Raw genomic sequence first — 15016 nt, 5'->3', positions numbered from 1 at the left:
AAAAGCGCCAAAACTGGCGCTTTTTTTATATTTCAATATTAATGACTACCCATTACCACTTATTGCCATAATACGCTTAGGCTAATGCCAATAAATATCACCATACCAACATAATTATTATTTAAAAAGGCTTTAAAACATTGTTCGCGTTGACGACCTTGAATTAACATTTGTTGATAAACAAATAATGCTGACGCGACTAACAACGCCCAATAATAACCTTGATTTAAGTGTAAAAGACCACCGATAGCAATCAATAACATAATCGTTACTAACTGTAGTATTCCAATGATTAATTTATCAAATCGACCAAAAAGAATGGCGGTGGATTTAATTCCAACCTTAATATCATCATCACGATCAACCATTGCATAGAGCGTATCGTAAGCAACCGTCCATAGAATATTAGCAACAAATAACAACCATGCCACAGTGGGTAATGTGCCAGATTGGGCAGCATAGGCCATTGGAATTGACCAACCAAAAGCAGCACCCAAAACTAACTGCGGTAAATGGGTATAGCGCTTCATAAATGGGTAAGCTGCTGCCAGCATTACGGCTACCACTGACAACATAATGGTCAGGTTATTCATGGTGAGTACTAATAAAAACGACACTAACACCAATAAAATAAACAGCCCTAATGCTTCACGTTCAGAAACTTTTCCTGATGGCATCGGTCGATTTGCAGTGCGTTTTACATGACCATCAACATTACGATCAGCAAAATCATTAATCACACATCCGGCGGCACGCATAAACACCACCCCAAGTACGAACACCACCAACACATCGACTTTAGGAAAACCATCTCCAGCTAAAAATAACGCCCATAACGTTGGCCATAATAATAATAAACTGCCAATCGGACGATCAAATCGGGCTAACTGCCAAAAAGCTCTGGCTTTAGTTATTTCTAACATCCTTTTTCCTTAGCATATACTGGCGATTCGGTTAAGAATAGCTCCGCCACCAGCATTGGCTTTTCATTGATCCATAATCGCGAACGTCGCGCCCATCGAGGGTGCTGTGGAGTACCAAGATTAGCAACTTCAAGCGCATCACGACGTGAATTCTTATCATTAAAAACTCGATAACCTAATGGACTATTACCAAGATTGACCAGATCTTGTTCCTTACCACTTAAGGTTGTCATTGGGATCAACGTTCGCGCAAAGACCCATGGTTGTTGATCACCATAAAGCATCACTTCTCGTTCTAAACAATCACAATTACCCACAAGCTGCCGTTCCATAACCGACAGATTATCATTACTAATCATGGTCTGGGCTAACACTGTCACCGTGAAATGCTGGCAATATTGCGCCAATCGACGTGACAATGATTCTGACTCTAGCAACCAGGCTCCATGTGATGTTTGTTCTAACGCCCATGATTGTACCGAGTACCATTTAGCACTCTGAATTAAGGGACTGTACAACTGCTTGAATTCCGACATTTTTATACTACAAAATTAACAAACACGTGATCAAAACACTTGGTTGAAAGCGGTTAATTTATTACCATATTGATCTGCTATTGTAGCAAGAGGTAACGAGTTCGAATATCGTTAACGCTAGTAGATTACACCTTGTTGCGTCTAAATGTCCTTAACTGCATGAGTATCATGATGAAAAAAACTGTTTTTGTAGCGAGTTTCTTGATGGCGATAACATTACTTTCACCAATCACTTATGCAAAACAGTCCAATAATGACTCGACTCAATCAAGTATGCGTTATTACACCTTAACGCCGAATATCATCACTAACTATGTTATGAATGATTCTCGACTTGGATATATTCGACTTCAAGTCGACTTAATGCTTACCGACAGCAATCAACTGGTTAACATTGAGCATCATGCCCCCCTGATCCGTGACTGTATTATCAGCATTATCAGCCAACAATCAGCACAACAAATAAAGTCATTGGCTGGCCGTGAAAATATTCGTCAATTAAGTAAACAAAAAATCAACCAACTCTTACTCGTCGAAACGGGGCATACTGCAATCAATGAGCTATTATTTACTAAATATTTATACCAATAATCGCCCACAAAAAAAGCGCCCATCGGCGCTTTTCTATTAAATATAATCATTACTATTATTATGCCGCAGCAATCACCACTAAGGCTTGATGTTCATTAATATAATCAGCAATTAGCTGTTGCTGTGATGACGTTAAATACAAACCTAACTTACTTCGTCGCCATAATGCATCAGCGGCGGTTTGTACAAATTCATACGCCATTAAATAATCAAGTTCACACTGATAAAGCCCTTCACCAAAGTGCTGCCCCATCTCAGATTCAGTAGTAATACCCATCAATAAAACCTCAACCCTTGAGCCATAATTATGAGCTAAACGTTGACAAGTAAACGGCGTTAACCACGAATATTGTTGCTGCAACTGTGTTGCCAACTTATCACCATCAAAATCAGCACTACCACCGGGTAAATAACTGTCTTTGGTCCAAGATGACCCCATTTGAGAATAAAATGGCGCTAATTTCACTAACGCTGATTCGGCTAATTTACGGTAGGTCGTCAGCTTACCACCGAAAACCGATAATAATGGCGCTTCATCCGCTTGCTGTTCTAACTCTAAGGTATAATCACGCGTTACCGCTTGTGGTGAATCGGATTCATCATCACATAATGGTCTAACGCCACTCCAATTCCACACCACATCTTCCCGCTGACATTGATGCACAAAATGGTTGTTATACACCTTTAATAAATAATCAATTTCCTGATCATCAATCGCAACATCACGCGGATCACCATGGTATTCAACATCGGTAGTACCAATCACAGAGAAGCGATCTAAATAAGGGATCACAAACACGATTCGATTATCTTCATTCTGAAGAATATACGCTTGCGGCTGATCATGTACCCGTGGCACCACAATATGGGAGCCTTTAATTAAGCGAATATTGCGTGGTGATTCTAAATCTGTACTGTGATCATAAAATGATTTCACCCATGGTCCGGTTGCATTCACTAATCCATGAGCATAACGTTGAAATATTTCCCCCGTCAGTTGATCTTTAATGGTCACCCGCCAAAGATCCCCTTCTCGAACCGCATTCTCAACTCGACATCGATTACGCACTTCAGCACCATGCTTGGTGGCTTCCATTGCATTTAAAATCACCAGTCGCGCATCATCGACCCAACAATCAGAATATTCAAAACCTTGTTTAATTGTAGGTACTAATACCGAATCAGCACCAAATGATAACCCTTTACTGGCAGGGAGTGTGGTGCGTTTTCCTAGGTGATCATATAAGAACAATCCAGCACGAATCATCCATGCAGGACGTAAATGCGGTTGGTGTGGCAGTCGAAATCGCATTGGTTTAGCAATATGAGGCGCTTTTTTTAATAAGACTTCTCGCTCAGCTAACGCTTCAGCGACTAATCGAAATTCATAATGTTCAAGGTAACGCAAACCACCATGAATTAATTTTGAACTGGCTGATGAGGTTGCTGATGCAAAATCATCCGCTTCATAAAGACCAACACTCAACCCACGACCCGCGGCATCAGCAGCAATGCCAGTACCATTAATGCCGCCACCAATCACAATTAAATCTAACGTTTGACTATTTTCGAGGCCGCCTAATGCTACTGTCATAATGTTCACACCCATCAAATTAAACATAACAAAACGAACCATAAATGTTCGTTCGAAAGTAATTAAGTTGATAATAGCGTATATATTGATCTAATCCAGCATTAGTTAACATTGTTGTGACAAAAACTTGATCATTACCGCAAACTTAATGCTTATAACAATTACAAACAAAAAAAACGGGCTTCTATTTAAAGAAACCCGTTATTCAAATCTTTCGTTATTGATATAATCGATTTACGCTACCACCTCAAAATGGGTTTCATTTTCTTGTAATCGCTCAACCAAACTGAGTGGGGGTAATTGGTCAGTGAATAACATATCAATTTGACTAATATCACCTAGATTTACCATCGCATTACGGCCAAATTTAGTGTGATCAACGCCTAACATCACACAACGGCTATTCTCAATAATTGCTTGTTTAACCCGAACTTCATGGTAATCAAAATCTAATAATGAACCATCAAGATCAATACCACTGATACCTAAGATACCGAAATCTAAGCGAAATTGTGATACAAAATCAAGCGTCGCTTCACCGACAATACCACCATCACGATTACGTACCTCACCACCAGCTAAAATCACACGAAAATCTTCTTTTGCCATCAATAAACTGGCGACATTAAGGTTATTAGTGACAATCCGTAAATCGTTATGATTCATAAGTGCACGCGCCACTGCTTCTGGCGTAGTGCCAATATCTATAAATAAGGTTGCGCCGTCAGGAATATGGCTAACTAATGCTTTGGCTATGCGGTCTTTCTGTTCTAATTGTAAAACCTTGCGAGTGGTATAAGCGGTATTAACTGAACTAGAAGGAACTGTTGCACCGCCATGATGACGACGAATTTTATTTTCATCAGCCAACTCATTAAGATCGCGGCGAATCGTTTGTGGGCTAACATTGAAACGTGCTACAAGATCGTCAGTACTGACGTATCCTTGACTGATCACTAAATCAATAATTTCTTGGTGACGTTTACTTTGCTTCACGGCTGGAAAGCTCCTATCTATACCCGCCATATTCAGCAATGAAAGGTAATAAAAACAAGGCTTCGCCGATGCGAAGCCTTTTTATATTACTCACAGCTTTACCAAGAAGCCAAACTTAATCAACCATTTTGCTGTTGTAACTCAAGTTGCTGCTGCTGATAGGCCTTCTTTTCACCAACCATAGTGATAACAAAGAAGAAAATAGCAAGTACACAAGAGCCAGTTAGAACAATAAAACCACCATCCCAACCAAAATTATCAACGGTATAACCAAGTAATGCGTTTGCCGCTACTGCACCACCTAAGTAGCCAAACAATCCGGTTAATCCAGCGGCTGTACCTGCTGCTTTTTTAGGTGCTAGCTCTAATGCATACAAACCAATCAACATCACAGGGCCATAGATTAAGAAGCCAATCGAGATCAATGCCATCATATCAATAGTCGGATTACCCGGAGGATTCAACCAGTACACCAAGACAGCAACGGTCACTAGCACCATAAATAAAATTCCTGCTGGTGCACGACGACCTTTAAATAGCTTATCGGATATCCAACCACATAATAATGTACCGGGGATCCCTGCCCACTCATAAAGGAAATAAGCCCATGATGATTTATCGACGGTAAAGCCTTTCGCTTCGCCTAAATACACTGGCGCCCAATCTAATACGCCATAGCGGATCAAATAAACAAACGCGTTCGCAATTGCAATAAACCACAATAATTTATTATTAAAAATGTACTTAAAGAAAATTTCTTTGGCGGTCATTTCTTTTTCAAACGATTTATCATAACTTTCAGGATAATCGTCTTTGTATTCTTCAATCGGTGGTAAGCCACAAGATTGCGGTGTGTCACGCATCACTAAGATAGTAAATCCCGCAACTAATAGCGCAAAAAAAGCAGGTACATAAAACGCTGAACGCCAATCATCATTAAACGCCCATAAACCAAATAAGAACAATGGACCAATTAAGCCACCACCGACATTATGAGCCACGTTCCAGACCGAGACTAACCCACCTCTTTCTTTATGCGACCACCAATGGACCATGGTTCGCCCACAAGCCGGCCATCCCATTCCCTGAAACCAACCGTTCAAAAATAACAGCACAAACATCGCAGTAATGCTGCCCGTTGCCCAAGGCATAAAACCAAAGCACAGCATCACTATCGAGGACAATATCAATCCAGAGGCTAAAAAGAAGCGAGGATTGGATCGATCCGATACATTCCCCATTAAAAATTTAGATAAGCCATAAGCAATTGATACTGCCGCTAACGCAACCCCTAATTCACCGCGGCTATAACCATATTCTTCAATCAAATAGGGCATCGCTAACGAAAAATTTTTACGTACTAAATAATAACCAGCATAACCGAAGAAAATACCGACAAACAATTGCCACCGCAACCGCTTATAAACCGGATCGATACTGCCATCGGGTAGCCGCTGTTTATGCGCTACGGGGGTAAATAAACCAAACATAAATGTTCCTTTCTGTTATCTCACTGCTGTAGGGCATCGAGTGCCATTAACGCATCACAATACGCTATGACATCTTATAGATACTATTTTCACAATTTGACGTTATAAACGATCACTCTATTTTCGATGTCGCTCAAAACGAGGCTAATTATTGCGCGAATGAATAATTAAAAATGTGAAAACAGTCAAAGACAGACGGATAAATATGAATAGATATGAAAATAACGCGGATTTATATCAACATTGGACTCACTGTCAAATAATCAACAGCTTTAGTTAATATCAATATAATAGTCACTGCCACGGCGATGTTAGTAGGCTCAATATCACCGTGGCAATTGCAGGAAAAACGTTTAAAAAATCAATGTTTAGGACGAAGTAATTTAGCATCCACTAACGCAATCGCACAGCCGGTTAATAAACCCATTAAGTGCGCCATATTCGCAATGGCAATCCCCGCAGGCTCAGCAAAACCAATAATGAGCCACACCAACATAAACACCACATAAGAGCGAGCAATCACTAATCCACGTTGTGGTGCCAACCAGCCCATCCACCAGATATAACCTAACAAGGCATAAACGACCCCAGATAGACCACCAAAATTAGGTCCATCAAGCCAAAATTGGCCAAAACCTGAAATTAATGATGAGATAAGAAATAGCTGAACGAGTTTTGCAGAACCACTATGACGCTCAATTTGCCCGCCTAATAACCACCACCACAAACAGTTAAAAATCACATGCAATGCTGAAAAGTGGAGTAACGCATGGCTAAAATAACGCCATAGCTGCCACTGATCACCATTCATAAACGGGAAATGAAACCAATTAAATAATAGCGATTCAAATCCTAACAACCACAATCCGTAAATGACCAGTGATGCTACCATCACTAATAATGTAAATGGACCGGCTTGGGCTTTAACCATCGAGATTAGACTCGGGCTAGAATAATCAAATTTTGCAGTGCGACTCTCTGCCACTTGCCATGATGCTTCTTGATATTTGCTATCATTGGGATTAGCAATAAATGCATTTAATTCAGCTTCGGCTTCAATCAGATGTTGGTTATCTTGTAACCATAACGCAAACTTACCCTCAGGCTCTGGCGCTAAAGTCAGTTCAATACCCCGTGAAGCCATATAATCAATAAATGCTTGCGCATGGCGAGGGTTATAAAATTCAGCTAAGCGATGCATAGTTATCACTCTAATCGATAGGATATTATAAGTAGTAAAGATATGGCTTGTTATATCAACGTGTATAACAAAGCCCAATGGATACTCATTTTATCAATACAAACTTAACTAAGCTTGTACCATAGGTAAGGCTTCTCGACGCCAAGCTTCAAAACCACCATCAATACTATAAACCGTCTCATAACCTTGATTAGCTAGATATTGGGCGGCACCTTGACTACTGACACCGTGATAACACATCACTAATAGTGGCTGCTCAAAGTCAACCTCATCCATCAATGTCACCATGGTGTCATTAGTAAGATGAAATGCTGCCTGAGCATGTGCTAATGCATAAGATTGAGGATCACGTATATCAACCAATACGGCTTGTGGTTGTTGTAATAATTGCAGGGCATCTTGTACTGAAATATGCTGAAACTGTTCCATGATTTTTCCTTTTAATTGCAACAATAAAGGTAATAGCACTGACTGAGAATGCTATTTATGATCGCGATCGATAATGTCTATCTTGGATCGTAAACACACGATCCTGACAATTCATCAGCCAAAATAAGCAATCAATCATTATTGTACCTTAGCTTAGCGGCGCTATCTCCCACCAAAAAATAAGGCTTTATCCACATAACAACCGCCATCCACAACAATAACAGTTCAATACCAACAAGGAGTTATTGCTGATTATAATCACCAATAGAGCAAAAAGTAACCACTTGTGGAAAAGTCTGTGGATTGCGTTGATAATGTGGTTGGGAATAAAAAGATCCACTACATGTAGATCGGATCCTACTATAAGCTGTGGATAAGTAAGCTAAGCATACACAAAACTATTCACAAATGTGACTTATGACACATAAAATCAGACAGATAAGTACTTAGCATACGATCACTATTATTCAGCGTAGATTTAGACGATCAACAGCGATAAAAAAACCGACACTGAGGTCGGTTTTTATAGATTGCCTTTAAGCACGTAATCAATTAGTAAAAATCACCGACCGCATCTTTGAGCTTTTTCATGGCATTTTTTTCTAACTGACGAATACGCTCAGCAGAAATTCCATAATTATCGGCTAAATCTTGTAAGGTAGATTTTTGATCATCTAACCACCGTGAGCGAACGATATGCTGACTACGCTCATCAAGACTGGCTAATGCTTGTGATAAACGATTATTGGCATGACTTTCCCAATTACTTTCTTCATAACTCAAGGCAACATCGGAGCCTTTATCTTCAAGGAAATAAGCGGGGGCCATTGGTGTTGAATCACGTTCATCGTCATCATTTTGCATTTCAAACGTAGGATCTTGCGCAGCAAGGCGTGATTCCATTTCGCGAACTTCAGACGGTTCAACCCCTAGTTGCTCAGCAACCATATTGACTTCATCATTATTAAACCAACCTAAGCGTTTCTTTGATTTACGAAGATTAAAAAATAATTTCCGCTGCGCTTTAGTGGTTGCGACTTTAACGATGCGCCAATTACGTAATACATATTCATGGATCTCAGCTTTGATCCAATGTACCGCAAAAGAGACTAATCGTACGCCGACTTCAGGATTAAAGCGTTTAACCGCCTTCATCAAGCCAATATTGCCTTCTTGAATTAAATCAGCAATGGGCAAACCATAGCCAGAGTATCCACGGGCAATATGCACTACGAACCGCAAATGGGACATCACTAATGCTTTAGCTGCGTTAATGTCACCGTCATAGTGTAAAGCTTCAGCGAGCTCTTTCTCACGCTCAGGCGTTAGCATTGGATAACGGTTTACAGTCTGAATATAACTTTCAAGACTATCCGCCGAAACTAGAACTAATTTCGACATCTCATTTGACATTCGAAAACCTCGTGTAATTTTTGTGCAATCACAACGGTTATTGAGCACATGCTATCGTTGTGTGAACCGACAATGATGCCTGTAAACATAGTTAAAATGCAAGCCGTAGCGCAAATTTATATAATTATAAGCATCACTTTTTCTTATCGCGTTGTTTCTAAATTATTTACAACCACAATTATACTGGGTTAATTTCACGCAAATGACGTCCAGCAGCAAGACGAGCCGCCATTAAACCAAGGAAGGTTGCGATCATTATCATGATCAAACTTTCATCCCAACTTAAACCCAACATTCTAAAATGACTGCCATACAAATTAGATAACTGCGCAACAGCATCACCTAATAATAACACTACCCCTTGGGTTAATCCCCATGCAATAAGCGCTGCAATCAAGCCGTACCACACCCCAACATACAGATAAGGACGTAAAATATAGCTATTAGTTGCGCCCACCATTTTCATTACTTGAATTTCATCTTTATGGCTAAGCACTTGTAAACGAAGGGTATTACCAACAATTAAGAATACTGCAAATAACATTAAGCCTGACATTAATAACGCTAACGCAATCGCCAGTTGTTGAATTGCCGCTAAACGTTGTAACCAATCACGATCTAAACGCACTTCTGCTACGTGATCTTGTTGACCTAACTTAGTGGCTAATTCATTGGCTTTCGTTGTCGTTTGCCAATCACTCTTAGGTTCAACAATCACTACCGCAGGCAACGGATTATTTTGTTCATCAAACAAACTCAGGGCTTTATCAAAGCCACCATTTTGACGAAACTGTTCTAAACCCTGCTCAGCAGTAATATATTTAACACTATTAACTTGTGACCAATTTTTAAGTTTATCCGCTAATGCCTGACCGTCATCATTGGTCGCATCATGTTGTAAATACAAGGTGATTTGACTTGGGTTTTGCCATGCGTCAGCGACTGCGGTGATATTTTTTGCCATTAAATAAAAGGTACATGGCAAGGTTAATGCAACAGCCAATACTGCAAGGGTTAAAAAATTACCCAATGGACGGCGAAACATGTCTTTTAATGCAGAACTCGCTTGTTGGCGATGAATTGCAAAAAAACCAATAGATTTACGCGCCATGTGCCAGCTCCCTTAAATTACCTTTATGCAGATCTAAACGACGATAATCACGGCTGGCCAGCAATGATGTATCATGGGTTGCCATTAATACGGTTACGCCAACACGGTTAAATTCTTCAAATAATCGCAACACTTGTTGTGATAATTCCGCATCAAGATTACCCGTTGGTTCATCAGCCAACACCAACATTGGTTTGTTAACAACAGCACGCGCTATACCTACGCGCTGTTGCTCACCACCAGATAATTGGATAGGCAAACATTTTGCCTTATCCAATAATCCAACTTTATCCAACGCTGCGCTCACACGACGTTTGATATCATGTTCATTCATTTGCTCAACCCGTAATGGCAACGCAATATTATCGAAAACACTGCGATCCATTAAAAGCTTATGATCTTGAAAAATAATACCAATATTGCGGCGCAAAAATGGGATTTTCTTATTCGATAAACGAGTAATATCGTGACCATTGAACCAAATCTTGCCGTCACTTGGACGCTCAAGGGCACAAATTAACTTCAGCAGAGTACTTTTACCGGCCCCAGAGTGACCCGTTAAAAAAGCCATATCCGCTGGTTTAAGATGAAAATCTACTTTTTGTAGGGCTTGCCTACCACCACGATAAGCTTTACTTACCTGCTGAAATTGAATCACTTTATTATTCCTCGTTGCTAAATAACGCTTCTATAAACTCATCGGCCACAAACGGTCGTAAATCATCAATGCCTTCACCAATACCAATATAACGAATCGGAATATTGAATTGATCAGCAATTGCAAAAATAACACCACCTTTAGCCGTACCATCTAGTTTAGTAATAGTGATACCCGATACGGGTGCTACTTCACTAAATAATTTGGCCTGACTAATGGCATTTTGACCCGTACCGGCGTCCAATGTCAGCATAATCTCATGCGGTGCTGCGCTATCAATCTTTTGCATCACCCGCACAATTTTACGCAACTCTTCCATTAAATGGCCTTTGTTTTGCAAACGCCCTGCGGTATCAGCAATAACAACATCAACATTTTTCGCTTTAGCAGATTCAATCGCATCAAAAATTACCGATGCACTATCGGCACCTGTATGTTGAGCGATCACTGGGACATTATTACGCTCACCCCAGACTTGTAATTGTTCAACTGCCGCGGCACGGAAGGTATCACCTGCTGCTAGCATGACTGATTTACCTTCAGCTTGGAATTGCTTGGCTAATTTACCAATGGTGGTTGTTTTACCCACACCATTTACGCCAACCATTAAAATAACATACGGCTTTTTGGTCATATCAACCACTAACGGTTGTTCAACTTTAGCCAGCATTCCACCCAGTTCATCTTTTAATAAACCATAGAGTGCTTCACCGTCATGTAGATCACTGCGTGATGCTTTGTCGGTAAGGTTACTAATGATTTTTAATGTGGTATCCATCCCCACATCGGCTATCAACAGTTGTTCTTCTAACTCTTCAAATAAGTCATCATCAATTTGCTTGCCACGGAACAAACCAAAGAAACCAGCACCAAAGTTGGTTTTAGTGCGCTTTAAACCACGCATTAAACGGCTAAAGAAGCCTTCTGATTTTGGTTTTTCTTGTTCAACCGCTGCACTTACCAATGGAATATTTACATCACCATCAATAATATTTGAATCACTAACGCTCGCCGCTTCTGCAATATCCGTAACAGATGTTAGTAAGAGCTCACTATCATCCACTGGTTTATCGACTAAAGGTTGTTGACTGTCATCTACGCTTGCATTGTCATCATCAGCAACACCGTCAGTCTCTGTGGTGTCTTTTTGATGATCATTTTCTTGCAACGTTGCAGCCAATTGGCGATCATTCGTTTCAGCTACTAATTCTGATTCGATGGGTGTTTCTAGCTCAAGTTCATGATTATGACTGGCTTTCAACGGCTCATCGTCAGAGGAATGTGTTGATTGTTGGCTATCAACCGAGCCATCAACTACTGATTGATCAGTAGCTTGTTCCTTTGGTGCGTCGTTATCTTCAGAGCTAAATCCTAGCCATGAAAATAATCCGCGTTTCTTTTTTTCTGCCATTGGCAAATCCTAGCGCTTGATTGGTACAATTTACGGCCTAAAAACAGGTGTATACTATCATTTTCTTAACGGTCAAAAAAATCTATGACGCAGCGAAGACAGCAAACAACTCGCAAAACACAAAATAATCGTCCTGGTGGGTTCGTTAGAATCATCAGCGGACAATGGCGTGGACGCAAATTACCCGTTCATGATGTCGAAGGACTCCGTCCAACCACTGACCGTGTCAAAGAAACACTTTTCAACTGGTTAGCGCAAGACATTTATCAATCTAAATGCCTTGATCTCTTTACGGGTAGTGGCGGCTTAAGTTTTGAAGCACTTTCACGTGGTGCAGAAAGTGTCACCATGCTTGAACTTGATAAAAAAGCAGCCACACAACTCGAAATAAACCTCAACACAGTAAAAGCGACCAATGCCACTGTGATCAATAGCGATAGTTTACGCTTTTTGTCACAAACAGGTACGCCACACGATATTGTTTTTATCGACCCACCGTTTCGAAAAGATCTTATTCAGGATGTTATCACAGCGTTAGAAAATAATGGCTGGTTAACACCACATGCAATGATTTATATTGAAGCAGAAAAGGAATTAGGTCAGTTGGCAATACCTAGCCACTGGCATTTACATCGTGAAAAAAGCGCAGGCCAAGTGTGCTACCGCTTATTTTCCAGAGAGGAACCATGAAAGCACTGATCATTACTGCCAAAATAGCGATAGCCTTAGTCTGGCTAATATTATTTATTAACATCATTCACCCTTTCCCCGGAGTTTCTGCAATCGCGCTTTATATCATGACCGCATTTTTGTTCATGATGCACGGCTTACAAATGCTGATTTTCGTTGGTGCATTTGGTGATAAAATCAAGATGTCGCGTTGGGAGCATTGGTCAATTTTAATTTTTGGTATCTTCGCGCTGCTTGATATTCGTCGCAAGCACATGATGTAATACTTTGAGAGCGGGCAACATTATTGATGCTCGCTTTTTATCCTTTGATGATACTGATTTTCTTTTTATTACTCATCACGATCATGTTGACACTGCCAACACAACTCAAATTGACCCTGATTAACCTCGCCACAACAACCACAATACCAATCACGATAGTCATTCCGTAAATAACCATCAATCACCACTAGCGCTTGTTGTCTTTGCATTCCTGTTACCCATAGCTGTACTTCAACTACGCTCATCGGTAGTTCACCTGCCGCCGCCGCTAATGCTTCCCCAGTCAACCGTACTGATATTCCAGTATTTTCTAACAAACCTTTTAAACTATGTGCTTCTAAACTGTTGCCGGCGCTATATGCACATTGCCATTGTTGATTCGCCATACTCCTTCTCCAATAAACTGAATAATCCTTTAAAGATAGCAATCGATAATTAGATCTCTGTCTCTAATATTAAACCCATGTTATGACATCAATTATGAACACATCAGACCCAAACAAATAAAATAATTGCTAAAATCTCAGTAAAAACCTCAAAAAACACCACCTTAAAAATTATAAATAAAAAATTAAAATCATATAAATACAATAAGATAACAATGCTTACATGCAAAAATAAACAACACACACAGCCATCAACACCAATATCAAATAAATCAATAAAAATAACGCAAAAAACATTTAAAAATAATGAAAAACCAACAACTTAGCTATTTTTTAGACAAAACCTATAACCGTCAAAAATAATACATTTAAAAAATAACCTCAAAATAGAGTTACAGTTAAATATCTTCATTTTTTGACCATTTATAACAAAAAGTACTAAAAATAATATTCAAAAACAGAAATAAAATAAAAAACAACAATATAAACAATAACTAAAGACAAATAAAAACATGAAAAATTAAAATTAACATAAAAATAACAGCAAAGAAAACATTGTTTTAATGGTGATAAAAGGCTTTTATTGTCATTCAAAAATGTTTTTATCTAAGTTACCCACCATCAACCCTACCAAAACCGTTAAAAACATGTTATCTTTATTGTCAAGATAAAAAATAACTTCTCACCAAGGATTAAAAACATGCTGACACATTCACAAAAACAAGGTCTTGTAATGATTGCCGTTGTTGTTGGTCTAATGACACTACCTATTATTTACTAAGCCTCATTCAAGAAACAAAAAAATAGCGCCTAATGGCGCCATTTTTTTATCTATACCCTGAATATTCAGCATTGTTATAACGTAATGTGCTGCCAATGATAAAAATAGAACCCCAGCGCCGCTAACGTAATTCCGCCAAGCAGTAACACCGCAACCCCCCACACTAAACGACTACTACGTGGCATTAATTCCACTTCACACTCAGCACATAAGTCCATAAATAACTGATAGTCATTGGCATCTGATATCAAACTATCATCAGCCGTCAATTGTTGACGTATTAGACTGATTCTATTTAATTTATTAGAAATATCATCAGAAAATCGATTATCACAACTATCAACTAATTGCGTTAAATCAGTACCTTTAGCATGATAATGTTGGCGTAATAAGTCTTCTAACCGATGAGATCTCTCAATGACTTGTTTAATATCCATCATCACCTCCCTAAATATTCAATTATGATTACCTTACCTAAGCTACCCACTCAACACAGTGTTTTAGTAAAATAATTGTATTCAGATCACGCTTTTATTATCCAAA

Annotated in this window: 16 protein-coding genes; 3 read left to right on the top strand and 13 right to left on the bottom strand. The window is 39.4% G+C overall.

Annotated features, from left to right (window positions below; genetic code table 11):
* Nucleotides 1-59: 59 nt before the first annotated feature.
* Nucleotides 60-923: a 4-hydroxybenzoate octaprenyltransferase gene (gene ubiA / locus C9J51_RS13320; RefSeq protein ID WP_045035869.1), complete on the bottom strand. Its 864-nt coding sequence runs from the start codon at nucleotides 921-923 to the stop codon at nucleotides 60-62.
* Nucleotides 917-1459 carry a chorismate--pyruvate lyase family protein gene (locus C9J51_RS13315; RefSeq protein ID WP_045035868.1) on the bottom strand — a complete coding sequence of 181 codons (543 nt, stop codon included), beginning with the start codon at nucleotides 1457-1459 and terminating at the stop codon, nucleotides 917-919. The genes ubiA and C9J51_RS13315 overlap by 7 nt, the downstream gene beginning before the upstream one ends.
* Nucleotides 1460-1627: 168 nt before the next feature.
* Between C9J51_RS13315 and C9J51_RS13310 the strand changes: the two genes are divergently transcribed.
* A complete protein-coding gene (locus tag C9J51_RS13310) occupies nucleotides 1628-2050 on the top strand; it encodes a flagellar basal body-associated FliL family protein (RefSeq protein WP_107275212.1) in 423 nt (140 codons plus the stop codon).
* Between the two features lie 58 nt (nucleotides 2051-2108).
* Here C9J51_RS13310 and glpD read toward each other — a convergent pair whose 3' ends face one another.
* The 9 genes from glpD to ftsY all read right to left on the bottom strand — a co-directional run bounded on the left by glpD (nucleotide 2109) and on the right by ftsY (nucleotide 12353).
* Nucleotides 2109-3644, bottom strand: coding sequence for a glycerol-3-phosphate dehydrogenase (gene glpD / locus C9J51_RS13305; RefSeq protein WP_107275218.1), 1536 nt, complete (start codon nucleotides 3642-3644; stop codon nucleotides 2109-2111).
* 234 nt (nucleotides 3645-3878) lie between these two features.
* Nucleotides 3879-4640: a DeoR/GlpR family transcriptional regulator gene (locus C9J51_RS13300; RefSeq protein ID WP_045035866.1), complete on the bottom strand. Its 762-nt coding sequence runs from the start codon at nucleotides 4638-4640 to the stop codon at nucleotides 3879-3881.
* Between the two features lie 119 nt (nucleotides 4641-4759).
* Nucleotides 4760-6130, bottom strand: coding sequence for a glycerol-3-phosphate transporter (gene glpT / locus C9J51_RS13295; protein WP_045039691.1), 1371 nt, complete (start codon nucleotides 6128-6130; stop codon nucleotides 4760-4762).
* Nucleotides 6131-6491: 361 nt separating this feature from the next.
* On the bottom strand, nucleotides 6492-7331 hold the full coding sequence (glpG, locus tag C9J51_RS13290; RefSeq protein ID WP_045035865.1) for a rhomboid family intramembrane serine protease GlpG: 840 nt from the start codon (nucleotides 7329-7331) through the stop codon (nucleotides 6492-6494).
* A gap of 108 nt (nucleotides 7332-7439) precedes the next feature.
* The gene (glpE, locus tag C9J51_RS13285) at nucleotides 7440-7760 is read right to left on the bottom strand and encodes a thiosulfate sulfurtransferase GlpE (RefSeq protein ID WP_045039690.1); all 321 of its coding nucleotides are present in this window, start codon (nucleotides 7758-7760) and stop codon (nucleotides 7440-7442) included.
* A 552-nt stretch (nucleotides 7761-8312) separates the two neighbouring features.
* A complete protein-coding gene (gene rpoH, locus C9J51_RS13280; RefSeq protein WP_045035863.1) occupies nucleotides 8313-9173 on the bottom strand; it encodes an RNA polymerase sigma factor RpoH in 861 nt (286 codons plus the stop codon).
* A 178-nt stretch (nucleotides 9174-9351) separates the two neighbouring features.
* Nucleotides 9352-10284 (bottom strand): permease-like cell division protein FtsX, encoded by a 933-nt coding sequence (gene ftsX / locus C9J51_RS13275; protein ID WP_045035862.1) that lies wholly within the window; start codon nucleotides 10282-10284, stop codon nucleotides 9352-9354.
* Nucleotides 10274-10942 (bottom strand): cell division ATP-binding protein FtsE, encoded by a 669-nt coding sequence (gene ftsE / locus C9J51_RS13270; protein ID WP_045035861.1) that lies wholly within the window; start codon nucleotides 10940-10942, stop codon nucleotides 10274-10276. The genes ftsX and ftsE overlap by 11 nt, the downstream gene beginning before the upstream one ends.
* A 4-nt stretch (nucleotides 10943-10946) precedes the next feature.
* On the bottom strand, nucleotides 10947-12353 hold the full coding sequence (gene ftsY / locus C9J51_RS13265; RefSeq protein WP_107275211.1) for a signal recognition particle-docking protein FtsY: 1407 nt from the start codon (nucleotides 12351-12353) through the stop codon (nucleotides 10947-10949).
* A gap of 84 nt (nucleotides 12354-12437) precedes the next feature.
* Between ftsY and rsmD the strand changes: the two genes are divergently transcribed.
* Both rsmD and C9J51_RS13255 read left to right on the top strand, forming a co-directional pair.
* On the top strand, nucleotides 12438-13043 hold the full coding sequence (gene rsmD / locus C9J51_RS13260) for a 16S rRNA (guanine(966)-N(2))-methyltransferase RsmD (RefSeq protein ID WP_045035860.1): 606 nt from the start codon (nucleotides 12438-12440) through the stop codon (nucleotides 13041-13043).
* Nucleotides 13040-13306: a DUF1145 domain-containing protein gene (locus C9J51_RS13255; RefSeq protein ID WP_045035859.1), complete on the top strand. Its 267-nt coding sequence runs from the start codon at nucleotides 13040-13042 to the stop codon at nucleotides 13304-13306. The genes rsmD and C9J51_RS13255 overlap by 4 nt, the downstream gene beginning before the upstream one ends.
* 68 nt (nucleotides 13307-13374) lie before the next feature.
* Here C9J51_RS13255 and C9J51_RS13250 read toward each other — a convergent pair whose 3' ends face one another.
* Both C9J51_RS13250 and C9J51_RS13240 read right to left on the bottom strand, forming a co-directional pair.
* Nucleotides 13375-13692, bottom strand: coding sequence for a putative signal transducing protein (locus tag C9J51_RS13250; protein WP_045039689.1), 318 nt, complete (start codon nucleotides 13690-13692; stop codon nucleotides 13375-13377).
* Nucleotides 13693-14547: 855 nt separating this feature from the next.
* Entirely contained in the window at nucleotides 14548-14910 is a 363-nt protein-coding gene (locus tag C9J51_RS13240) for a DUF4145 domain-containing protein (protein WP_231579359.1), read from the bottom strand.
* Nucleotides 14911-15016: the final 106 nt, after the last annotated feature.

Origin of the sequence: Photobacterium iliopiscarium, from assembly GCF_003026395.1 — a bacterium.
GTDB lineage: Bacteria > Pseudomonadota > Gammaproteobacteria > Enterobacterales > Vibrionaceae > Photobacterium > Photobacterium iliopiscarium.
This window is presented reverse-complemented; position numbering and strand designations above follow the sequence as displayed.